This is a genomic window from Stenotrophomonas sp. 17(2023) (genome assembly GCF_030345315.1).
In the GTDB taxonomy this organism is placed as follows: domain Bacteria; phylum Pseudomonadota; class Gammaproteobacteria; order Xanthomonadales; family Xanthomonadaceae; genus Stenotrophomonas; species Stenotrophomonas acidaminiphila.
This window is the reverse complement of sequence record NZ_CP128405.1, coordinates 3,449,238-3,472,239: the sequence shown is the minus strand read 5'-3', so window position 1 is coordinate 3,472,239 and position 23,002 is coordinate 3,449,238. Positions and strand designations below refer to the sequence as shown.

Sequence of the window (23,002 nt, the reverse complement as noted above, 5' to 3'; positions counted from 1 at the left end):
CTGCTCGAACGCATCGTCGCCACGGCCATCGCCCATCGCTGGCTGATGTTGCTGCTGACCGGTGCGCTGGTGCTGATTGGCGTCTGGAGCTTCACCCGCCTGCCGATCGACGCCACCCCCGACATCACCAACGTGCAGGTGCAGGTCAATACCGCCGCGCCTGGGTACTCGCCGCTGGAGACCGAACAGCGCATCACCTTCCCGGTGGAGATGGTGCTGGCCGGGCTGCCGAAGATGGATTACATGCGCTCGCTGTCGCGCTACGGGCTGTCGCAGGTGACGGTGGTGTTCGAGGACGGCACCGACATCTACTTCGCCCGCCAGCAGGTGGCCGAACGCCTGCAGCAGGCGCGCTCGCAGATACCGGACGGCCTCGACCCGCAACTCGGGCCGATCGCCACCGGGCTGGGCGAGATCTTCATGTACACCATCGACGCCGACCCCGAGGCGCGCAAGCCCGATGGCACCCCCTACACCGCCACCGATCTGCGCACCCTGCAGGACTGGGTGATCCGGCCGCAGCTGCGCAACGTCCCCGGCGTTACCGAGGTCAACACCATCGGTGGGTTCCAGCGCCAGGTGCACATCACCCCGGACCCGGCAAAGCTGCGTGCGCTGGGCTTCACCCTGGAGGACGTCGCCGCCGCGGTCGAGGCCAACAACCAGAACGTGGGCGCCGGCTACATCGAGCGCAACGGCCAGCAGTTCCTGGTGCGCATCCCCGGCCAGGTCGCCGACCTGGAGCAGATCGGCAACATCGTGCTGGACCGCCGCGAGGGCGTGCCGATCCACGTGCACGACGTGGCCAACGTCGCCGAAGGCCCGGAGCTGCGCAGCGGCGCGGCCACCCAGAACGGCCACGAAGTGGTGATGGGCACGGTGGTGATGCTGATCGGCGCCAACAGCCGCGACGTGGCCCAGGCCGCGGCGGAACGGCTGGAACAGGCGCAGCGCAGCCTGCCCGAAGGCGTGACCGTCACCGCCAGCTATGACCGTACCGCGCTGGTGGAGCGCACCGTCGAGACCGTGGCCCGCAATCTGCTGGAAGGCGCGCTGCTGGTGATCGTGGTGCTGTTCCTGCTGCTGGGCAACTTCCGCGCGGCGCTGATCACCGCCGCGGTGATCCCGCTGGCGATGCTGTTCACCCTCACCGGCATGGCGCGCGGCGGCGTGTCGGCCAACCTGATGAGCCTGGGCGCGCTGGACTTCGGCCTGATCGTGGACGGCGCGGTGATCATCATCGAGAACTGCCTGCGCCGCTTCGGCGAGCGCACGCATGCGCTGGGCCGGGCGATGACGCACGCCGAGCGCTTCGCCGAGACCGCCGCCGCCACCGCCGAGGTGATCCGTCCCAGCCTGTTCGGCCTGGGCATCATCACCGCCGTGTACCTGCCGATCTTCGCCCTCACCGGGGTGGAAGGAAAAATGTTCCACCCGATGGCGATCACCGTGGTGCTGGCGCTGAGCGGGGCGATGCTGTTGTGCCTGACCTTCGTGCCGGCGGCAATCGCGCTGTTCCTGGGCGGCCGCGTGCAGGAGAAGGAGAACCGGCTGATGGCGTGGCTGCGCCGGCGCTACCAGCCGCTGCTCGACCTGGCCATGCGCCGCGGCAGCTGGATGGTGGCCGGCGCGCTGGCGCTGGTGATCGGTTGCGGCCTGCTGGCAACCAGGCTGGGCAGCGAGTTCGTGCCCAACCTGGACGAGGGCGACGTGGCGATGCAGGCCATGCGCATCCCCGGCACCAGCCTGACCCAGTCGCTGCAGATGCAGCGGCAGATCGAGCTGCGCCTGCTGCAGTTCCCGGAGGTGACCAAGGTGTTCTCCCGGGTCGGCACGGCGGAAGTCGCGTCGGACCCGATGCCGCCGTCGGTGGCCGACACCTTCATCATGATGAAGCCGCGCAGCCAGTGGCCTGACCCACGCAAGCCGCGTGCCGAGCTGGTGGCCGAGCTGGAGCGGGCGGTGGAGGAAATGCCGGGCAACAACTACGAGTTCACCCAGCCCATCCAGATGCGCATGAACGAGCTGATCTCCGGCGTGCGCGCCGACGTGGCGGTGATGCTCTACGGCGACGACCTGGACACGCTGACGGAAGTCGGGCGCCGCATCGAGAAGGTGGCCGCGGGCGTGCCCGGTGCCGCCGACGTGCGGCTGGAGCAGACCAGCGGCCTGCCGCTGCTCACCGTTACCCCGGACCGGCAGAAACTCGCCGGTTATGGCCTGAACCCGGGCCAGGTGCAGTCCACGGTGGCCACCGCGGTGGGTGGGCAGGTGGCCGGGCAGTTGTTCGAGGGGGACCGCCGCTTCAATATCGTGGTGCGCCTGCCGGAGGAACTGCGGCAGGATCCAGCGGCCCTGGCGGACCTGCCGGTGTCGCTGGAAACCGCGCTGGCCAGCGGCAATGCCGATGAACTGAGCCGTGGCGTCGCCGCCGGCGTGTTCACCGGCAACCCGCGCACGGTGCCGCTGCGCGAACTGGCGAGCATCGAAGCCAGCGAAGGCCCCAACCAGATCAACCGCTACAACGGCAAGCGTCGCATCGTGGTCACCGCCAACGTGCGCGACCGCGACCTGGGCAGCTTCGTCAGCGAACTGCAGCAGGCCATCAACAGCCGCGTGCAGCTGCCGGCCGGCTACTGGATCGACTACGGCGGCAGCTTCGAGCAGATGATCTCGGCCAGCCAGCGGCTGGCGGTGGTGGTGCCGGTGACGCTGACCCTGATCTTCGCGATGCTGTTCTGGGCGTTCGGCTCGGGCAAGGATGCGGCGATCGTGTTCAGCGGGGTGCCGCTGGCGCTGACCGGCGGCGTGCTGGCGCTGGCCCTGCGCGGCATTCCGTTGTCGATCTCGGCCGGCGTGGGCTTCATCGCGTTGTCCGGCGTGGCGGTGCTCAACGGGCTGGTGATGATCAGCTTCGTGCGCAGCCTGCGCGAGCAGGGGCGGCCGCTGCTGGAGGCGGTGCGCGAAGGCGCGCTGGGCCGCCTGCGGCCGGTGCTGATGACCGCTCTTGTGGCGTCGCTGGGCTTCGTGCCGATGGCCTTCAACGTCGGCGCCGGTTCGGAAGTGCAGCGGCCGCTGGCCACGGTGGTGATCGGCGGCATCGTGTCCTCGACCCTGTTGACGCTGCTGGTGTTGCCGGTGCTGTACCGCTGGCTGCATCGCCGCGAGTCGTGAATCCGTCCCCGGTCCACGCCTTCGGCGTGGGCCGGGGACGCGGCGCTGCAATCCGTGCCCGCCGGTGGGAAAATTGGCCCGGACATCGGGTCTGGAACCGGAATGAGCGACTGTTGCGGCTGTGGCCGAACCCTGGAGGTCGGGCGCATGCAGGCCCGCCAGCGGCGGGTGCTGGTGTGGGTGCTGGCGATCAACCTGCTGACCTTCGTGATGATGATGGCCGCGGCCTGGCACAGCGGTTCGGCTTCGCTGCTGTCCGGCAGCCTGGACAACCTCGGCGACGCGCTGACCTACGCGCTGAGCCTGGCGGTGGTCGGTGCCGGCCTTGCCGCCAAGGCGAGGGTTGCGCTGCTCAAGGCGGCCTTCATCCTGTGCGCGGCCATCGCGGTGGCCGTGGGCATCGGCTGGAAGCTGGCCCATCCGCAGCTGCCGTTGTTCGAGAGCATGGGCATCGCCGCGCTGCTGAACCTTGCCGCCAACCTGCTGTGCCTGCGCCTGTTGTGGCCCTATCGCCAGGGCGACATCAACCTGGCATCGGCCTGGGCGTGTTCGTTGAACGATGTCTACGAAGGCGGCGCGGTGATCCTGGCCGCGCTGGCGGTGTGGGCGTTCGGTGCCGGCTGGCCGGACCTGCTGATCGCGGTGGCCTTGCTGCTGCTGTTCCTGCGCTCGGCCTGGAAGGTGGCGCGCACGGCCTGGCGTGAACTGCGTGGCGCGCAGGCGCGCGCGTACTGATTTGATCTGCACCTGCCGGGCTGGCTAGAGTCCTGCGGTACCTCCAGGGAGCGGACCCATGCGAGCGCGCCGTCTTGTCGTGCCCTTCCTGTTGTCGCTGTGCGGCCCGGCCGCCGCGCAGGACAACAGCATCTACATCGAGTTCCTGTGGTCCAGGACCCCGGCTGACGCGCTTGCCCGCCAGCAGACCCGGCAGTTCGTCATGACCGGCGATCACGAGCACCAGATCTGTGTGGCCGCCACTGCCGCGACCGGCGATGTCGGCGGCCTGCAACTGGAGCTGCGCGATGCCGACGGCAAGCGGGTGTCCCTGCAGCATCATGACGACTACCGTGGCGCCAAGCGGTGCTACCGGGCCGACCTGGGCAGCGGCGGCCGGCCGGGAGACTGGACCGCGCATGTGGTTCTCGGCGACGGTGGCAGCAACACGGCGACGATCCGCGTCGATCCACGGTTGGAGGACTCGCCATTGTTCCAGCAGCGCGACGTTCCCTATGTCGCCGGGCGCCCGAACTACGATGCCTCGATCGCCCCGGAACAATGGGCGGGCCGGCTGGTCTGGGCGATGGACGTCGATCCGCAGGGCAAGGTCACCCATGTGGAGGTCGAAGTGGCCGAAGGCGTGGGTGAACGCCTGCGCGACCGCGCCATCGCCGCCGGCTACCTGAGCCTGTTTCCGCCGGACCCGGATCGGGCCGGCACGCCGCTGCGCTGGCGCCGGAGCCTGGATTTCGCGCCCCGCTAGGGCCGGCCACGGCCGGTGGTTTGCACTCGGGGCCCTGGCCCGGCATAATTACCGGCTCGCTGTGTCCGGAAACCTCCGGATCGGTGGCCGGGAACGTGTCATCCGCCCACCCTCGTCAGCGTAACCCCTTGATTCCCATGACACGTGGCGGGCAACCGCCGGGGCCGCCCTCTTCCTGGCCAAGGAAGAGACAACCGACATTACCGAGGTGCGCAATGTCCCGAGTTTGCCAAGTTTCCGGCAAGAAGGTGCAGACGGGTAACAACGTCTCGCATGCCAACAACAAGACCCGTCGTCGTTTCCAGCCGAACCTGCACGAGCGTCGTTTCTGGGTCGCCAGCGAGAACCGCTGGGTCAAGCTTCGTGTTTCCGCGCATGCACTGCGCACCATCGACAAGAACGGCATCGATTCCGTTCTGGCTGAGCTGCGTGCGCGCGGCGAAAAGGTCTGAGGAGTAAACCATCATGGCAGGTAAGCGCGATAAGGTCCGTATGATTTCCTCGGCCGGCACTGGCCACTTCTACACGACCGACAAGAACAAGAAGAACACCCCGGGGAAGATGGAATTCCTGAAGTACGACCCGGTGGTCCGCAAGCACGTGATGTACAAGGAAGGCAAGATCAAGTAATCCGCAAGGATTGCCTGGATCGCCGTTCCACACCGGACCCGCCGCAAGGCGGGTTCCGTGTTTCAGGGCCATGGGCAGGCTGTCGGCAGGCCATCGGGCCACCATCAGCACATGCGCCGGCGGCATCAGGCGGTGGTGGCGGCATCGCCTACAATCGGCGCATGACAGTTTCCGACCAGACGCAGGCCTGCGACATCGCGGTCATCGGCGGCGGCGCCGCCGGCGTGCTCGTGGCGATCGGCGTGCTGCGCGGCGCCACCCGCGCGCTGCGCGTGGTGATCGTCGAGCCGCAGCTGCCGCTCGGCCGCGGCGTGGCCTACGCCACGCGCCACCCCGCGCACCTGCTCAACGTACCCGCCGGCCGGATGAGCGGTTTCCCCGACCGTCCCGACGACTTCCTCGATTACCTGCTCGCGCAGGACGCATTCCCCGGTGTCGAGCGCGAGGTGCTGGCGCGTGCCTTCGTCGCCCGCCACCACTACGCGGCGTACCTGCGGCAGCGCCTGCAGCAGGCGGTGGACGCCAGCCCGGCGTTGCTGGACGTGCGCGCGGCGCGGGTCCAGGCGCTGGAACGCCACGCCGCCGGCATCGTGCTGCAGCTGGATGCGGGCCCGGCGCTGCTGGCCGGATCGGTGGCGCTGTGTACCGGCAACGCGCTGCGCCCGCTGCCGGCCCGCGGCGCCAGCGCGGTGCCGCCCGGCAAACGCATCGAGGCCTGGGATTACGACGCGGTGCAGGACGTCGCCGCCAGCGCCGACGTGGCCATCGTCGGCTCCGGGCTGAGCATGGCCGACAGCGTGGCGTCGCTTGCCGCCTGCGGGCATCGCGGGCAGGTGCACGTGCTTTCGCGCCACGCGCTGCTGCCGCTGCCGCATGCGCAGGGCCCGGCCGCCGACTACGATCCCGAGCCGTTGCTGGCCATGGGCCTGCGCCAGCGCGTGCGCGCGCTGCGCCTGCATGCGGCCGAGGCCGCGCAGCGCGGCATCCCGTGGCAGAACGTGATGGAGCGCATCCGGCCGCTGGGCCAGGCGTTGTGGCAATCGCTGTCGCTGGACGACCAGCGCCGCTTCCTGCGCCACGTGGTGCGCTACTGGGACGTGCACCGGCACCGCATCGCCGTGCCGGTGCATGCGCAGTTGCTGGAGCTGCAGCGGCAGGGCCGCCTGCACCTGCACCGCGGCCGCCTGGAAACCGCCATCGCCGAAGGCGCCTGCGTGCGCCTGGGCGCGCTCGACCGGCGACGGCAGCCGTTCGAGATCGATGCGCACTGCGTGATCAACGCCACCGGCGTGGAGATGCGCGCGCAGGCCATGCGCAATCCGCTGCTGCAGCAGATGCTGGGCAGTGGCACCGCCCGCCCGGGCCCGCACGGCATCGGCATCGACAGCGCGCCGGACGGCAGCCTGCTCGATGCGGACGGCGTGGCCGAGCCGCGCGTACAGGTGCTCGGCAGCCTGCGCATCGGTCGCCTGTGGGAGAGCCTGGCGATACCCGAGCTGCGCGTGCAGGCGGCGCAGGCGGCCGCCCGGCTGCTGCCGCCACGGGGCTGAACGCACGGTGCCGCCGGGGCCTTTCCCGTAGAATGCGCCGATGGATGTTTCCCACCTGCTCGATGGGCTGAACCCGGCCCAGCGCGAGGCCGTTTCCGCTGCCCCCGGCCATTACCTGATCCTTGCCGGCGCCGGTTCCGGCAAGACCCGCGTGCTCACCCACCGCATCGCCTGGCTCAACGAAGTGCACGGCGTGCCGACCCACGGCATCTTCGCGGTGACCTTCACCAACAAGGCCGCCGGCGAGATGCGCCAGCGCATCGACCTGCAGCTGCGCAACGGTGCGCGCGGCATGTGGATCGGCACGTTCCACGGCCTGGCCCATCGTCTGCTGCGCCTGCACTGGGCCGATGCCCGGCTGCCCGAAGCGTTCCAGGTGATGGACTCGGACGACCAGCTGCGGCTGGTCAAGCGCGTGGTGCAGGCGCTGGAACTGGACGACGGCAAGTACCCGGCCAAGCAGATCGCGTGGTGGATCAACGCGCAGAAGGACGAAGGCCGGCGCCCGCAGCACATCCAGCCCGAGCCGCACGATGCCTGGCTGGAAACCATGCGCCAGGCCTACATCGAGTACCAGGCGCGCTGCGATCGCGCCGGGCTGGTGGATTTCGCCGAACTGCTGCTGCGCGCGCACGAACTGCTGCGCGACAACTCGGCCCTGCTGGCCCACTACCGCGCCCGCTTCGGCGAGATCCTGGTCGATGAGTTCCAGGACACCAATGCCATCCAGTACGCCTTCGTGCGCGTGCTGGCCGGCGACTCGGGCCACGTGTTCGTGGTCGGCGACGACGACCAGGCCATCTACGGCTGGCGCGGCGCCAAGGTCGAGAACGTGCAGCGCTTCCTGAAGGATTTCCCGGGCGCGCAGACCATCCGCCTGGAGCAGAACTACCGCTCCAGCGCCAACATCCTCAACGCCGCCAACGCGGTCATCGCGCACAACCCGGACCGCATCGGCAAGCAGCTGTGGACCGACAGCGGCGATGGCGAGCCGATCGACCTGTATGCCGCCTACAACGAGATGGACGAGGCGCGCTACCTGGTCGAGCGTGCGCGGCAGTGGGTGCGCGACGGCGGCAGCTACGGCGACATCGCCGTGCTTTACCGCAGCAACGCGCAGTCGCGGGCCTTCGAAGAGGCGCTGCTGTCCGAGCAGGTGCCGTACCGCGTGTACGGCGGCATGCGCTTCTTCGAGCGCGCCGAGATCAAGGACGCGCTGGCCTACCTGCGGCTGCTGACCAACCGCAACGACGACGCGGCGTTCGAGCGCGCGGTGAATACGCCGGCGCGCGGCATCGGCGAGCGCACCCTGGACGAAGTGCGGCGCGTCGCGCGCGCGCAGTCGCTGTCGTTGTGGGAGGCGGCGATGCTCGCCACCCAGGGCGGCGACCTCGCCGCACGTGCCAGGAACGCGCTGGCCGGTTTCCTCAACCTGGTCCAGCAGATCGGCGGCGAAACCACGCAGATGACCCTGGCCGAGCGCATCGACCACGTGCTGGTGCGCTCGGCGCTGCGTGAACACTGGAGCAAGGAGAGCCGCAACACGCTCGACTCCGAATCGCGCAGCGACAACCTCGACGAACTGGTCTCGGTGGCCTCGCGCTTCGTCCAGCGCGACCAGGACGAGGAGGGCGCCGCCGACATGAGCGAGCTGGTGGCCTTCCTGTCCTACGCCTCGCTGGAGGCCGGCGAAGGCCAGGCTCAGGCCGGTGAGGACGGCGTGCAGCTGATGACGCTGCATTCGGCCAAGGGCCTGGAGTTCCCGCTGGTGTTCCTGGCCGGGCTGGAGGAAGGGCTGTTCCCGGGCGCGCGCTCGCTGGAGGAAAGCGGCCGGCTGGAAGAAGAGCGCCGGCTGGCCTACGTCGGCATCACCCGCGCCCGGCAGAAGCTGGTGCTGGGCTACGCCGAGTCGCGCCGCATCCACGGCCAGGACAACTACAGCCTGCCGTCGCGCTTCCTGCGCGAGATCCCGCGCGAACTGCTGCACGAAGTGCGGCCCAAGGTGCAGGTTTCGCGCCCGGCCTCGCTGGGCAGCAGCCGGGTGAGCGGCCATGCCGCGCTGGAGGCGCCGGCGATCCGCCTGGGTGCCAGCGTCAGCCACCCCAAGTTCGGCGAGGGCGTGGTCACCGACTACGAAGGCAGCGGCGCGCATGCACGGGTGCAGGTCGAGTTCGCCGAGGCCGGCAGCAAGTGGCTGGTGATGGCCTACGCCAACCTGAACGTGCTCTAGGCGCCGCAGCGCGCCGGTCGCCCGCGCCCGGCCGTTTGATCAGGCTCAATGCGCCGGGGCGGGCGCGGGTGTGTAATGCTCTCCTGCCACCCTTGCCAAGGAACACCGCCATGTACAAGCGCATCCTGATCGCGATCGATGGTTCCGAACTGGCCATGAAGGGCCTGCAGAAGGGCCTGGAACTGGCGGCGCAGCTCGGCGCCAAGGTCGACATCGTCACCGTCTCCGAGCCGTGGGCGGTGGGCATGTACGACGCCATGGGCTGGAGCGCCGGCTACGAAGCCAGCCCCGAATACAAGCAGGACCGCGAGGCCGCGGCGCAGAAGATCCTGCAGCCGTCGCTGGACGCCGCGCGTGCGGCCGGCGTGGCCGAGGTGATCGGCCACCACGTGCTCGACCGCTATGCGGCCGACGGCATCATCGAGACCGCCGATGCCTGCGGCAGCGACCTGCTGGTGATGACCTCGCACGGCCGCCGCGGCATGACCCGGGTTCTGCTCGGCAGCCAGACCGCCGAAGTGCTGGCGCGCAGCAAGGTGCCGGTGCTGGTGATCCGCTGAGGTCGCCGTACCGGCGCTGATCGATCCGGCGGGAGGGCGACTGCGCCCTCCTGCGGACAAGGCTGCCGCCCTTTCCCCGTTTTCAGCGTACCCCCTTCAATGCCATTGTTGCCGAAGGGGGCTTTTCCGTGTCCGCCGGTGCCGGTCGCGGCAGGCCATGCCCGCCGCGGCGGCGGAGGCGATCACCAGCTGTACAGCTTCCAGTAGACCGGCGACACGCCGTCCTTGTCGTTGTCCAGGCGGCCGTCGCCATTGCGGTCGTAAAGGTAGAACGGCGCTCCGCGCGCGGGGGTGACCTTGACCATGCGCAGCTGGCTGCCGACGCGGTATTCCTCGATGGTGTCGCCGTTGTCGAGGCTGCGGCGGGTGACGTCGGCGCCGGTCACGTCGACCGGCGGCACATCGGCGTCCCGGCCCATGCTGGCGCAACCGGCCAGGGCGAGCAGGGGGATCAGCAGCAGGTGTTTCATGACGGCGGCTCCTCGCATCGGTGTCTCCTGATTATGCCTGCCTGCGGCCAGTGCGCGCGTCGTGCGCAGGCCGGCCGCGTAGAATCGTCGCATGAGCAGATTAGTCCTGATCGACGGGTCCAGTTACCTGTACCGCGCGTTCCACGCGCTGCCGCCGCTGTCCAATGCCGCCGGCGAGCCCACCGGCGCGCTGTTCGGCGTGGTCAACATGCTGCGCGCCACGCTGAAGGAAAAGCCCGACTACGTGGCCTTCGTGGTCGATGCCCCGGGCAAGACCTTCCGCGACGACCTGTACGCCGAGTACAAGTCCAACCGCCCGCCGATGCCCGATGAACTGCGTGCCCAGGTGCAGCCGATGTGCGACATCGTGCACGCGCTGGGCATCGACATCCTGCGCGTGCCCGGCGTGGAGGCCGACGACGTGATCGGCACCCTGGCCCTGGCCGGTGCCGCCGACGGGCTGGAGGTGACCATCTCCACCGGCGACAAGGACTTCGCCCAGCTGGTGCGCCCGGGCGTGATCCTGGTCAACACCATGACCGGCAGCCGGACCGATTCCGATGCCGCGGTGATGGACAAGTTCGGCGTGCGCGCCGACCAGATCGTGGATTACCTGGCGTTGATGGGCGACGCCGTGGACAACGTGCCCGGCGTGGACAAATGCGGCCCCAAGACCGCGGCCAAGTGGCTGGCCGAGTACAACGACCTGGACGGCGTGATGGCCGCCGCGGCCGCCATGAAGGGCAAGATCGGCGAGAACCTGCGCGCGGCGCTGCCGCGGCTGCCGCTCAACCGCGAGCTGGTCACCATCCGCACCGACGTGGCGCTGGAGCAGGGGCCGCGCGACCTGCGCCTGCGCGAGCAGCACGTGGACAGCCTGCGCGAACTGTACGGCCGCTACGGCTTCACCCAGGCGCTGCGTGAACTGGGTGGCATCGCGGCGCCGGCCGCGGCCGACGAGGCCAAGGTCAGCCTGCGCGGCACCGCCGCCGGCTTCGCGCGTGGCGGGGACGGCCCGGCGCCGCCCGTGACCGACCCGGCGATGGCGGGCAAGGGCGAGTACGAGACCGTGCTCAGCGATGAACGGCTGCGTGCCTGGGTCGAGCGCCTGCAGGCGGCGCCCGAATTCGCCTTCGACACCGAGACCGATGCGCTGGACGCGATGCGCGCGCGGCTGGTCGGCGTGAGCCTGGCGGTCGAGCCGGGTACCGGTGCCTATATCCCGGTCGGCCACGACTACCCGGGCGCGCCCGCGCAGTTGCCGTCGGCGCAGGTGCTGGACGCATTGCGGCCGCTGCTCGAGGACGCCGGCTGGCGCAAGCTCGGCCAGCACGGCAAGTACGACATCCACGTGTTGCGGCGCCACGGCGTGGAGGTGCGCGGCTACGCCGACGACACCATGCTGGAGAGCTTCGTGCTCAATTCCACCGCCACCCGCCACGACATGGATTCGCTGGCGCAGCGCTACCTGGGCTACACCACGACCAAGTTCGAGGACGTCGCCGGCAAGGGCGCCAAGCAGATCTCGTTCTCGCAGGTCGGCATCGACGAGGCCGGCCACTATGCCGCCGAGGACGCCGACATCACCCTGCGCCTGCATCGCGCGCTGGCGCCGCAGCTGGCCGCCGAACCGGCGCTGGAAAAGGTGTACCGCGAGATCGAGATGCCGCTGGTGCCGGTACTGGCGCGCATCGAGGCCAACGGCGTGTGCATCGACAGCGCCGAGCTGCGGCGGCAGAGCGCCGACCTGTCCGCGCGCATGCTCGCCGCGCAGCAGAAGGCCACCGCACTGGCCGGGCGCAGCTTCAACCTGGATTCGCCCAAGCAGCTGCAGGCGGTGCTGTTCGACGAGCTGGGCCTGCCGGCGCTGGTGAAGACGCCCAAGGGCCAGCCGAGCACCAACGAGGAGGCGCTGGAAGCCATCGCCGAGCAGCACGAGCTGCCGCGCGTGATCCTGGAATACCGCGGCCTGGCCAAGCTGCGCAGCACCTATACCGACAAGCTGCCGGAGATGGTCAATCCCGACACCGGCCGCGTGCATACCAGCTACCACCAGGCGGGCGCCGCCACCGGGCGGCTGTCCTCGTCCGATCCCAACCTGCAGAACATCCCGATCCGCACCGACGATGGCCGCCGCATCCGCAAGGCCTTCGTCGCGCCGCCGGGACGCAGGCTGATGGCCTGCGACTATTCGCAGATCGAACTGCGCATCATGGCGCACCTGTCCGAGGACCCCGGCCTGATCCGTGCCTTCGAGCAGGGCGTGGACGTGCACCGTGCCACTGCCGCCGAGGTGTTCGGCCGCAAGCTGGAGGACGTCAGCGCGAACGAGCGCCGCGCCGCCAAGGCCATCAACTTCGGCCTGATGTACGGCATGAGCGCGTTCGGCCTGGCCAAGAACCTGGGCATCGACCGCGGCCAGGCGCAGGACTACGTGGCGCTGTATTTCAGCCGCTACCCGGCGGTGCGCGACTTCATGGAGCGCATGCGCGTGCAGGCGCGCGAGCAGGGCTACGTGGAAACCCTGTTCGGCCGCCGCCTGTACCTGAACGACATCCATGCGCGCAACCAGGGCCTGCGCGCCGGGGCCGAGCGCGCCGCGATCAACGCGCCGATGCAGGGCACCGCCGCGGACATCATCAAGCGCGCGATGGTCAGCGTGGATGACTGGCTGGCCGGCCACCGCGCGCGTGCGCAGATGATCCTGCAGGTGCACGACGAACTGGTGTTCGAGGCCGACGTGGATTTCATCGACACGCTGCGCGCGGAAGTTGAATCGCGCATGGCCGGCGCGGCCCGGTTGCGGGTGCCGCTGGTGGTCGATACCGGCGTCGGCGACAATTGGGACGAAGCGCACTAGGCATCGCTTGCCTTGCTCCACCGGCGCCGCGTGGCGGCGCGGTGGAGGCCCTGCCTGCGCTGGCGTGCCCGGAATGCAGGCGCGCAGGGCGCAACGGATGCGGAGCTGCCGATGCCGGGCCCCGGATTTCACGATATCGAAACTATTTACGCGTCGAATGGCATCCAGTGCGTTTCGTGATGCATGCCATCCGGTTTGCGATCGGCAGCACGGATTTCAGGTGAATCCACCCATTGCTGGAACGTTGCATCGTGCATGCAATATGCAATGGCGGCGCACCGCGTTTTGCGGATGAATCACTCCTTAATCATCCGGAGATAAATAGCCATTCTTCACGAACCATCAATGTACGCGGTGGTCATATAGACCGTGACAGGTGCAACGCCTGTCGCGGATCTCTCCCATCCCCTGGAGCAGATCTCGGAGCGGGGATTCCTCCCCAAATCGCCGCTCCTCCCGCCCCGTCGACCCCCCCCTGGTCGGCGGGGCTTTTTTTTTGTGCTCGCCCCGGCGCATCCATCGTGCGCGGGCGTGGCGGGCTGTGCATCATGGGGAACGTACAGGAAGGGGGTGCAGACCGATGTCGGACATGTTCGCACTGGCGATGCCGTGGTGGGAATTCATCCTGCGCGCGGTCGTGGTCTATGCCGTGGTGCTGGGAATGGTGCGGCTGAGCGGCAAGCGCGCGCTGGGGCAGATCACGCCGTTCGACGTGCTGCTGATCGTGCTGCTGGGCAATGCGGTACAGAACGCGCTGCTCGGGCAGGACACCTCGCTGGCCGGTGGCCTGCTGCTGGCCGCGACGCTGATCACGATCAACTATGCGGTGGGCTGGCTCGCCACCCGCAGCCGGCGCGTGGAGCGCCTGGTCGAGGGCGAGCCGGTACTGATCGCGCGCGACGGCCGCCTGCTGGACTCGGTACTGCGGCGCGAACTGATCACGTCTTCCGATTTCGACGCGGCCATGCGCCAGCAGGGATGCCGTGGCATCGAGGACGTCGAACTGGCGCTGCTGGAAACCAACGGCCACATCACCATCGTGCCGCGCCGCCAGGACGGGCAGGGGCCCGGCTGACGGCCGCCGGCTACGCGGCCGGCCGTGCCGCGGTCACAGCCACTCGCGTGGAACCAGGTACGCGGCCAGCCGCGCCTCGTCGCTGCCGGCCTCGGGCTGGTAGCCATACTCCCAGCGCACGCGCGGGGGCAGGCTCATCAGGATGCTCTCGCTGCGCCCGCCGCTCTGCAGGCCGAACAGCGTGCCGCGGTCGTAGACCAGGTTGAACTCGACGTAGCGGCCGCGCCGGTACAGCTGGAACTCGCGCTCGCGCTCGCCGTACGGGATGTCCCTGCGGCGCGCGACGATCGGCAGGTAGGCGTCGAGGAAGCCGTCGCCCACGGCGCGCATGTAGGCGAAATCAGCTTCGAAATCACCCTGCAGGTCGTCGAAGAACAGGCCGCCGACACCGCGGGTCTCGTTGCGGTGCTTGAGGAAGAAGTACTCGTCGCACCAGCGCTTGTGCGCGTCGTAGCGCCCGGCGCCGAACGGCGCGCACACGTCGTGCGCGACCTGGTGCCAGTGGCGCACGTCCTCGTCGAACGGATAGAACGGGGTCAGGTCGAAGCCGCCGCCGAACCAGGCCGCGACCGCCTTGCCGTCGCGTTCGGCCTGGAAGTAGCGCACGTTGGCGTGGGTGGTGGGCAGGTAGGGATTGAGCGGATGGAACACCAGCGATACGCCGCAGGCGCGCCACGAGGCGCCAGCCAGTTCCGGGCGATGCGCCGAGGCCGACGGCGGCAGGCGGGTGCCGGAAACGTCGGAGAAGCCGATGCCGGCCTGTTCGAACACCGCGCCGTCGCGCAGCACGCGGGTGCGGCCGCCGCCGCCAAGCAAGGGGCTGGCAACGGAGCCGGGTGCGCCGGGATGCGTGCCGGGATCGGCGCGCTGCCAGCGGTCCTCGACGAAGCGGGCGCGGCCATCGGCGGATTCGATGGCCTGGCAGATACGGTCCTGCAGACCGGTGAGGTAGTCGCGTACGCGTTCGAAATCGTCCATGCGCGTACTGTAGCGCAGGCGCTCAGCGGAACAGTGCGCGGACCTCGTCGCGGCACAGCTTGACCACCAGCCAGGCGTGCAGGCCGGCGAACGCCAGCGCGGTGACGCCGGCACTGATCAGGGCGGTCCAGCGGCTGGCCTGCATCTGGGCCATCGCGTGGCGACCATCGGGCGAGTCATGGAAGCCGGGCGGCATGATCGCCTGCATCGCGGTGAACATGCCGTCCACCAGCGGCAGCATGGCGAAGTTGGCCAGGGCCACCCCGACCAGGAACACGATGAAGCCGATCCGCCCCCACTCGTAGCGTCGCAACATCGCCCACGACACCGCGAGCAGAGCCACGCACAGCAGCAGCATCAGCACGGTCAGCGACAGCGCATGCTGCGCGGCCCACTGCAGTGCCGCCGGCACCGGCAGCCCCTGCCGCTGCAGCCAGTCCAGCGGGTCGAGCCGGTCCAGGAGGACGACCAGCAGCAGCTGGAACAGGCTCCAGGCGATGGACAGCACGGCCATCGCCAGCGACAGGCGGGCGGTGACATCGATGAAGCCGGCGGCCGATGCGGACGCGGGACGGAGAGGCGGCGGGACGGGCTGGATCACGCGATGCGCTGGTGGTGGCGGTGGGCGCACTATCGCCGGCTTCAGCCCGGTTGCCCAGCCCCCGCCAGCCGCCATGCCGCCGGCAGTACGTGGCGTTCGCTCAGCGGCGCCAGCTTCACTTCATGGGGTGGACGCAGGGGGATCCAGGCCAGTTCGGCGATCTCCGCCTGCGCATGCGGCGTGCCGTCCACCTGCACCAGGAACGATTCGCCCTGCACGCGCCGCCCTGGTTCGTTGACCGCATCGTCCTCGAAGCGGCCCAGCGCCCGTACCGGGGCCTGGCGCAGCGTCACGCCCAGCTCTTCGTGCAGTTCGCGCGCCAGCGTGTGCAGCGCATCCTCGCCGGGTTCGCGCTTGCCACCAGGCTGGATGAAGGTGTCCGAGCCGTGCTTGCGGACCACCAGCACGCGGCCGGCGTCGTCGAGGATCACCGCGGTGACGATGCGGATGGGAGGCACGGCCGGTTCCTGTCGCGGGAGATGCCCGGGGAGCGATGCCGGCGGCAGGCCGCCGGCACTGCCGCTCCCGCGGGGCTGGAGCCAGGGCGGCCGAGGGCCGCCGCGGCCGCTTACTTCAGCGTTTCCTCGAACAGCTTGAGGATGCGCTTGTACTGGTCCAGCCAGGAATCGGCGCGGGTGTAACCGTGGCGTTCCAGCGGGTACGGCGCGATCGACCAGTTGTCCTTGTGCAGCTCGATCAGGCGCTGGGTCATGTTGACCGAATCCTGGAAGAACACGTTGTCATCCATCATGCCGTGGGCGATCAGCAGGTGGTCCTGCAGGCCTTCGGCATACTCGATCGGCGAGGACACGCGGTAGGCCTCCGGATCGATGTCCGGCGTGTTGAGGATGTTGCTGGTGTAGCCGTGGTTGTACTGGTGCCAGTCGCCGACCGGGCGCAGCGCGGCGCCGGCCTTGAACGTGCCCGGTGCCCGGTACAGCGCCATGAAGGTCATGAAGCCGCCGTAGGAGCCGCCGTAGATGCCGGCGCGGTCGCGGTCGCCCTGCTGGGTGTCCACCAGCCACTCCAGCCCATCCAGGTAGTCCTCGAGTTCCGGGTGGCCCATGTTGCGGTAGATGGCGGTGCGCCAGTCGCGGCCGTAGCCCTCGCTGCCGCGGTAGTCCATGTCCAGCACGATGTAGCCCTTCTGCACCAGCAGGTTGTGGAACATCTGCTCGCGGAAGTAGGTGGGATAGCGCTGGTGCACGTTCTGCAGGTAACCGGCGCCGTGCACGAACATCACGATCGGGTACTTCCTGCCCGGCTCCTTCTGCGCCGGGCCGTAGTACTTGGCCCAGACCACGCCGGCGCCATGCCGCGACGGCACCGCCACCAGCTGCGGCTGGATCCACTGCCGCGCCTTGAACTCGGCGCTGCGGGTGTCGGTGAGCACGCGCGCGCTGCCGCCCGTGGCCGGCACCACCGCCAGCTGTGCCGGCAGGTAGGCGCCGGAGTAGCGCACCAGCAGCTGCTGGCCGTCGGGCGAGAGCGAGAAATCCTCCACGCCGTCGAGGTTGGTCAGCTCGCGCACCTGGCCGCTGGCGGCATCGACGCCGCAGACCTCGTAGTCGTGCGGCGCCTGCCGGTTGCACAGCACGTAGAAGCCCTTGCCATCGGCCGACGGCACCGGCGCGGAGGCCTCCCACTTGCCGCTGGTCAGCGCGCGCGGCCGCGCGGTCCCCGCCTGGGTGTACAGGTGCGAGAAGCCGGATTCTTCGGACAGCAGCCACAGCGTGCGGCCGTCGGCCATCCAGCCGAAGTCGTTGAAGCCCCAGTTGATCCAGCCCGGATCGGTGAGGCGGTGGCGGTTGTGCAGGCCGCCGTCATTGCCGACGCTGACGATCCAGCGGTCCTTGTTGTCGTTGGCGCGCAGCATCACGGCCGCCTGTGTGCCGTCGGCGCTCCAGCGGATGCCGCCGCCCATGAAGTCGCCCATCACCTGCACGCTGCGGTTGCCCTTGAGCGGTTCCTTGCCGGCGGCCTTGCGCAGCGCGGCCAGCGGATCGGTGCCGATGCCGGGCAGCGCGTCCAGCGGCAGCGGCCGGACCTGGCCGGTGCGGGTGTCGGCCAGCCACAGCGCATGCGGCGCGAAACCATTGCGGCCGACGCGGGTCCGGGTGTCCTCGGTTTCCTCGTAGCCGGATTCGGTGACGTACAGCGGCATCTTGCCGCCGCGGCCGTCCTCGAAGTTCTTCGGCTTGGTCACCACCACCAGGTGGGTGGCATCGGGCGACAGCGCGCTGTCCACGATCTCCACGTCCGCGCCCAGATAAAGCGGGCCCGGCGCGCGGGTCGGATCGGCCTGGCGCCAACGCTCGCCCTGTTCGCGCAGCGCGTCGCGCTGCGCGCGGTCGCGGCGCAGGGTCTCCAGCGTGCGCATCTGCTGGTCGCGCAGCACGTCGGCCTTGGGTGCGTCGGCCGGGTTCTTCTCGGCCTTGAGCTGGGCGACCAGGGCGATGCCGCCGGTGCCGGGTGTCCAGTGGTACCAGCTGTTGCCGACGTTCCAGATCACCCCGCCATCGGTGGCGAAGTCCACGCCCGAGGCGCGCTCGTTGCCGCGCGTGAGCTGGGTTAGCGCACCGCTGCGCAGGTCACGCACGAACACGTCACCGTTGCGCACGAAGGCCATGCGCTGGCGCTGGCGGTCGTAGACCCGGCCGGCCGCGTCCAGGGTGCCGCGCTGGTCGTCGGCGACCTGCTGCGCCGCGCCGCCGGCCACCGGCTGGCGGAAGGTGTCGCGCACCGGGCTGCCCTTGCGCTTGAGCGCGTACTCGACCTGGGTGCCGTTCCACGACCACCAGGCCGACTCCACCGGCGGTCCGATCCAGTCCGGGTCGGCCATCGCCTGTTCGATGGTGATCGGCGTGGGTGCGGCATGGGCACCGCCGGCGGCGGCCAACAACAGCAGGGACAGGGGCAGGAATCTGGACATCGCGGGCACCGGTGAAGAAAACCGGCAAAGCCTATCAGCCCGGTCAGCCGCGGGGCTGGGCCACAGGTCATGGACGGGCCGGCAAGCCGCGGCTGCGGCGGGTGCGGTGGCCGCCCGGTGCCGCCGTCGCGCTTGTCCGGCTTCCGCCAGCGGCTATGCTGGGCGCCGGCCGCATCCTTGTTCCGCGGCGGTTTTCCCCCAAGGTTGTCCCGCGTGCCCGCCGCCCATCCGATGTCCTCCTGCCTGCACCCCCTCGCCATTGGCGCCCCCGCACGACCGCTGGCGGCGGGGGCCGGCGCGCGGATCGACCTGGCCACGTTCCTGGAGCATGTACGCGGGGTGGCGGCGCTGCTGCCGCCCGGGCGCCATGCGGTCAACCTGTGCGAGGACCGGTATCGCTTCCTGGTCGGTTTCTGCGCGATCGCCCTGCGCGGACAGGTGAACCTGCTGCCGCCCTCGCGCGCGCCGGCGGTGGTGGCCGACGTGCAGCGGCGCCATGACCAGGCCTGGTGCCTGGGCGACAGCGCGCCCGATCCCCTGCCGGACGGCTGGTTCGCGTTGCCCGAGGTACTGCCGCGGCTGCCGGGCGAAGCCCCGCTGCTGGATGCGGCGCAGCGGGTCGCCATCGGCTTCACCTCGGGCAGTACCGGCGCGCCTGCCGCCAACCCCAAGACCTGGGGCGCGTTCGTGACCAGCACCGCACAGAACCTGCAGGCGCTGGGCGACCTGTGGGGCGAATGCACCCCGGCGGTGGTCGCCACGGTGCCGCCGCAGCACATGTACGGCATGGAGATGTCGGTGCTGCTGCCGCTGCTGGCGCCGGCGGTACTGCATGCCGGCCGCCCGTTCTTCCCGCAGGACGTGGCGCAGGCGCTGGCCGAAGTACCGGCGCCGCGGCTGCTGGTCACCACCCCGGTGCACCTCAAGGCGCTGGTCGAATCGGGCGTGGCGCTGCCGCCGCTGGCCGGCATCGTCACCGCCACCGCGCCGCTGCCGCAGGTGCTGGCCGCGGCGGCCGAAGCCTGCTTCGCCACGGAAGTGCGCGAAGTGTTCGGTTCCACCGAGACCTGCATCTTCGCCCGCCGCCGCACCGCCAGTGAACAGGCGTGGACGCTGCTGCCGGGCGTGCGCCTGGTGGCGGAGGAGGACGGCACCCAGGTCCATGCCCCGCATCTGCCCGGCCCGGTAGTGCTGGCCGATCTGGTCGAGCTGCTGCCGGAAGGGCGCTTCCTGCTGCGCGGCCGGCGTGCGGACCTGCTGGAGATCGCCGGCAAGCGCGCCTCGCTGGGTGACCTGACCCGCCGCCTGCAGGCGGTGTCCGGGGTGCGCGACGCGGTGGTGGTGCAGCTGGATCCGGAGCCGGGCCAGCCGGTCGGCCGCATCGCGGCGCTGGTGGTGGCACCGGAGCGTGAGGAGGCGGACATCCTGCGCGAACTGCGCGCGGGTATGGACCCGGTGTTCCTGCCGCGGCCGTTGCGCCGGGTGGCGTGCCTGCCGCGCAACGAGACGGGGAAATTGCCGAGGGATGCGGTGCTGGCGTTGCTGCGGGGCGGGGAATAGTTCTGCGGTTGCCGTTGCCGTTGCAGTTGCAGTTGCAGTTGCAGTTGCCGTGATTTTGTTTTTGCCCTGGCTTTTGACTCCCGGGTCCCCTTCCGCAGCGACGGAGCCGGCGGGAATAACCCGAAGGGCGACGCGCATGGATGCGCGTCGTTTTTCGACGAGACAGGGATGTCTCGTCGAAAAATCCCACCGGCGGAGTGGACCCGCGGCACGCAGTGCCGTGGGCGCGTAGGCAGGGCGTGCTTTCTCTTGGTTACTTCTCTTTGCACGAGCAAAGAGAAGTAACTCGCTCCTGCGAAGCAGAGGCGAACGCTCTGCTTTCAAGCTTCCGCTTAATGGTTGGCTCCGGCTCTGCCTATCGCTTTGGCACAGACCTCCAAGGGATGCACAGCAAGGGCAGGAGCAGGATCAAAGGCTTTCGCTCCCCTTCGGGGCGCGAGCTACTTTTCTTTGCTCGTGCAAAGAAAAGGTAGCCAAAAGAAACACGCCCCTGCCTACGCGCCCGCCGCGCTACGTGCGCCGGGTCCACTCCGCCGGCGGGATTTTTCTACGCGACATCCCTGTCGCGTAGAAAAACGACGCACATCCATGTGCGTCGCCCTTCGGGTTATTCCCGCCGGCTCCGTCGCTTCGGAAGGGGACCCGGCAGTCAAAAGCGGGGAGCAACGGCAACGGCTACCGCAACCGCGGTCAGGCGCCGTGGACCCCGTCGATCTCCACCCGCAGGTCGCGCCGGCACACTTCGGCGTGCAGCACGATGTACGCAACCTCCGGCGGCAGATGCCGCGCCAGCGCCTGCCGTATCGCCGGGATCTCGGCCGCATCGCGCACGTACACCTTCAGCCGGCTGCCCGCGCCGAAATGCGCCGGCAGAGACGGCAGGCGCGCGCGCGCGGTGCCGACCAGCGCATCGAGGTTGGCGAAAGTCTCCTCCAGCTGCCGCAGCGTGTCCTCGCCGTGCAGGGTGGCGTGGCCGACCACGCTGGCAGTGCCCGACAGCAGCAGCGGCAAGCTGCTGCCCGGTGCGGCCAGCATGCCGCGGGCGAAGCTGGGCGACTGCGGGCCGTACTGGCGCGGATAGCGCCAGGCGCTGACCTGGCGCGGGTTTTCCAGCGGCGTGCCCGGCACGCGTGCGGCCAGCCAGTAGACCTGCAGTACGCGCACGCCGTCGAGCCGGCCGATGGCGGTCGCCGCCGGCAGGGTGCCGGGATCGATGGTGCCGATGCCGCGCGCGCGGCCCACGCAGAACTGGCGGTAACGCTCGTCGTCGCCATCGCCGTCGGTGATCGCGTCCAGGTAGTTCCAGATCCGCAGCAGGTGCGGATAGCCCTGCCCGGGCAGGGCCGACAGCAGCCGCGCATAGGCGTGCTCGCCGGCCTCGAGGATGCCGCCGTGGCGCGATTCGTCGATCTGCAGCGCGCCGAACATCAGTGCGCCGTCGCTGGCCCAGGCCAGGCCGTCGGCCTCGCGGCCGCTGTGTACCGTACCGGTGCTGCGCCAGACCTCCAGCCGCGGCGCGCCGTCCGGCTGCAGGCCGACCTGCAGGTAGCGCGGGTCGTCGCTGGCGGGCGCGCCGTCGCCGGCCTGGAAGCCGAACACCGCCAGCACCCGCGGATCGGCCAGCAGCACCGGCAGCTGCGCCGGGTCCGCGTAGTCCACCTCCAGCCCGGCGGCGGGCACGAAGCCGGAAACCGCGTTCATCGCGCGCTCCGGCGGCCAGGGCGACCGGCGGCGGGGGCGAACGTGGGAGCGGGAGCGGTGCAGGGGAGCAGGGACGTCATCGTGCGCGCGGATCGGTGCTGCAGAAACCGCCATGATACCGCGCGCGCCGTCGTGGCCATGGTTGCGCCGCGGGCGGCGATACCGGATCGTTGCGCATCAATCTCTTCATGGAAGTGGCAATGTCGCAACAAACCGAGGCCGAGCGCGAGCTGGCCGAACTGCTGGTCGAGAGCCTGAACCTGGAAGACGTGGATCCCGCGGCGATCGCCCCGGAGGCGGCGCTGTTCAACGACGGGCTGGGGCTGGACTCGATCGATGCGCTGGAACTGGCCCTGGCCATCGGCAAGCGCTACGGCTTCCAGTTGCGTTCGGACAACGACGACAACCGCCGCATCTTCGCCTCGCTGCGCGCGCTGTCGGCGCACGTGCAGGCCCACCGCACCACCTGAACGCCATGAACGGTGCCGGCCACGCGCCCGGCCACGGGGCGGCCGCCCAGCTGCTGCGGCTCCTGCTGCTGCTTGCCTATCCGGTCCTGTCGCACGTGGCCAGCCTGCGCAGCGAGGGCAGCTGGGCCGCGCTGGCGCTGTTCGGACTGGTGCTGCTGTGCCTGCTCGATGCGCTCGCGCGCCGCCGGCCGCTGGCCTGGGCCGCGCTGCTGGCGTCGGCACTGCTGCTGGCCTGGCTGGGGCGTTCGCCGTGGGCCTGGATGCTGCTGCTGGCGCCGCCGGTGGTGTTCCCGCTGCTGGTGGCCTGGGGGTTCGCGCGCTCGCTGCGGTCCGGCCGGGTACCGCTGATCACCCGCATCGTGCAGGCGCTGCATGCACGCGCCGGGGTGCCGGTCGAGCCGCCGCTGGAACGCTATGCGCGGCGCCTGACCGCGGCCTGGGCGCTGCTGCTGGCGCTGCTGGCGGCGATCAACCTGGCGCTGGCGATGAGCGCCGTGCCCGATGGCCTGCTGGCCGCGTTCGGCCACCAGCCGCGCTGGCCGCTGAGCCACGCGCAATGGTCGTGGTGGGCGAACGTCGCCGATTGGGGCCTGATCGGCGGCTTCTTCGTCGCCGAATACGCGCTGCGCTGCCGCTTGTTCCCGCACCGGCCCTACCGCAGCGCCGGCCAGTTCGTGCGCCAGATGGGGCAGCTGGGCCCGGCGTTCTGGCGCGACCTGCTGCGCTGAACC

19 protein-coding genes are annotated in these 23,002 nt (G+C 70.0%); 13 read left to right on the top strand and 6 right to left on the bottom strand.

The genetic code is table 11. The annotated features are described in order from the left end of the window. The 8 genes from QQA12_RS15700 to QQA12_RS15665 all read left to right on the top strand — a co-directional run bounded on the left by QQA12_RS15700 (position 1) and on the right by QQA12_RS15665 (position 9,624). Entirely contained in the window at positions 1 to 3,174 is a 3,174-nt protein-coding gene (locus QQA12_RS15700) for a CusA/CzcA family heavy metal efflux RND transporter (protein ID WP_056930996.1), read from the top strand. Positions 3,175 to 3,276: 102 nt separating this feature from the next. Further along, the gene (locus QQA12_RS15695) at positions 3,277 to 3,909 is read left to right on the top strand and encodes a cation transporter (RefSeq protein WP_226049814.1); all 633 of its coding nucleotides are present in this window, start codon (positions 3,277 to 3,279) and stop codon (positions 3,907 to 3,909) included. 58 nt (positions 3,910 to 3,967) lie between these two features. Next, positions 3,968 to 4,654 (top strand): hypothetical protein, encoded by a 687-nt coding sequence (locus QQA12_RS15690; protein WP_226049813.1) that lies wholly within the window; start codon positions 3,968 to 3,970, stop codon positions 4,652 to 4,654. 215 nt (positions 4,655 to 4,869) lie between these two features. Further along, positions 4,870 to 5,106, top strand: a complete 237-nt coding sequence (rpmB, locus tag QQA12_RS15685; protein ID WP_054668347.1) for a 50S ribosomal protein L28 — start codon at positions 4,870 to 4,872, stop codon at positions 5,104 to 5,106. Positions 5,107 to 5,116: 10 nt separating this feature from the next. Next, positions 5,117 to 5,284, top strand: a complete 168-nt coding sequence (gene rpmG, locus QQA12_RS15680) for a 50S ribosomal protein L33 (RefSeq protein WP_172675037.1) — start codon at positions 5,117 to 5,119, stop codon at positions 5,282 to 5,284. Positions 5,285 to 5,445: 161 nt separating this feature from the next. After that, positions 5,446 to 6,834, top strand: coding sequence for an FAD/NAD(P)-binding protein (locus tag QQA12_RS15675; protein ID WP_226049812.1), 1,389 nt, complete (start codon positions 5,446 to 5,448; stop codon positions 6,832 to 6,834). A gap of 40 nt (positions 6,835 to 6,874) precedes the next feature. Continuing rightward, the gene (gene uvrD, locus QQA12_RS15670; RefSeq protein ID WP_226049811.1) at positions 6,875 to 9,064 is read left to right on the top strand and encodes a DNA helicase II; all 2,190 of its coding nucleotides are present in this window, start codon (positions 6,875 to 6,877) and stop codon (positions 9,062 to 9,064) included. Between the two features lie 110 nt (positions 9,065 to 9,174). Further along, on the top strand, positions 9,175 to 9,624 hold the full coding sequence (locus QQA12_RS15665) for a universal stress protein (RefSeq protein ID WP_226049810.1): 450 nt from the start codon (positions 9,175 to 9,177) through the stop codon (positions 9,622 to 9,624). Between the two features lie 182 nt (positions 9,625 to 9,806). Here QQA12_RS15665 and QQA12_RS15660 read toward each other — a convergent pair whose 3' ends face one another. Next, a complete protein-coding gene (locus QQA12_RS15660) occupies positions 9,807 to 10,094 on the bottom strand; it encodes a DUF2782 domain-containing protein (RefSeq protein WP_226049809.1) in 288 nt (95 codons plus the stop codon). A gap of 91 nt (positions 10,095 to 10,185) precedes the next feature. Here QQA12_RS15660 and polA point away from each other — a divergent pair, with 91 nt between their 5' ends. Both polA and QQA12_RS15650 read left to right on the top strand, forming a co-directional pair. Further along, a complete protein-coding gene (gene polA, locus QQA12_RS15655; RefSeq protein ID WP_226049808.1) occupies positions 10,186 to 12,954 on the top strand; it encodes a DNA polymerase I in 2,769 nt (922 codons plus the stop codon). Between the two features lie 580 nt (positions 12,955 to 13,534). Beyond that, on the top strand, positions 13,535 to 14,029 hold the full coding sequence (locus QQA12_RS15650) for a YetF domain-containing protein (protein WP_056930977.1): 495 nt from the start codon (positions 13,535 to 13,537) through the stop codon (positions 14,027 to 14,029). Between the two features lie 33 nt (positions 14,030 to 14,062). Here the strand turns inward: QQA12_RS15650 and hemF are convergent, their stop codons facing one another. From hemF to QQA12_RS15630, 4 genes are all read right to left on the bottom strand, one after another. Further along, a complete protein-coding gene (hemF, locus tag QQA12_RS15645; protein WP_056930976.1) occupies positions 14,063 to 15,007 on the bottom strand; it encodes an oxygen-dependent coproporphyrinogen oxidase in 945 nt (314 codons plus the stop codon). A gap of 22 nt (positions 15,008 to 15,029) precedes the next feature. Beyond that, positions 15,030 to 15,608, bottom strand: coding sequence for a hypothetical protein (locus QQA12_RS15640; RefSeq protein WP_162486493.1), 579 nt, complete (start codon positions 15,606 to 15,608; stop codon positions 15,030 to 15,032). A 41-nt stretch (positions 15,609 to 15,649) separates the two neighbouring features. Further along, positions 15,650 to 16,066 carry an NUDIX domain-containing protein gene (locus tag QQA12_RS15635; RefSeq protein ID WP_226049807.1) on the bottom strand — a complete coding sequence of 139 codons (417 nt, stop codon included), beginning with the start codon at positions 16,064 to 16,066 and terminating at the stop codon, positions 15,650 to 15,652. A 110-nt stretch (positions 16,067 to 16,176) separates the two neighbouring features. Further along, complete coding sequence (locus QQA12_RS15630; RefSeq protein ID WP_226049806.1) at positions 16,177 to 18,540, bottom strand: S9 family peptidase; 2,364 nt, start codon at positions 18,538 to 18,540, stop codon at positions 16,177 to 16,179. A 204-nt stretch (positions 18,541 to 18,744) separates the two neighbouring features. Between QQA12_RS15630 and QQA12_RS15625 the strand changes: the two genes are divergently transcribed. After that, positions 18,745 to 20,100, top strand: a complete 1,356-nt coding sequence (locus tag QQA12_RS15625; RefSeq protein ID WP_289211192.1) for an AMP-binding protein — start codon at positions 18,745 to 18,747, stop codon at positions 20,098 to 20,100. Positions 20,101 to 20,790: 690 nt separating this feature from the next. On the opposite strand, the gene QQA12_RS15620 is transcribed toward QQA12_RS15625, so the two are convergent. Further along, on the bottom strand, positions 20,791 to 21,801 hold the full coding sequence (locus QQA12_RS15620; RefSeq protein WP_056930973.1) for a hypothetical protein: 1,011 nt from the start codon (positions 21,799 to 21,801) through the stop codon (positions 20,791 to 20,793). Positions 21,802 to 22,001: 200 nt separating this feature from the next. Between QQA12_RS15620 and QQA12_RS15615 the strand changes: the two genes are divergently transcribed. Both QQA12_RS15615 and QQA12_RS15610 read left to right on the top strand, forming a co-directional pair. Next, positions 22,002 to 22,271, top strand: a complete 270-nt coding sequence (locus tag QQA12_RS15615) for a phosphopantetheine-binding protein (protein ID WP_226049805.1) — start codon at positions 22,002 to 22,004, stop codon at positions 22,269 to 22,271. A 5-nt stretch (positions 22,272 to 22,276) separates the two neighbouring features. Next, the gene (locus QQA12_RS15610) at positions 22,277 to 22,999 is read left to right on the top strand and encodes a ketosynthase (protein WP_226049804.1); all 723 of its coding nucleotides are present in this window, start codon (positions 22,277 to 22,279) and stop codon (positions 22,997 to 22,999) included. Positions 23,000 to 23,002: the final 3 nt, after the last annotated feature.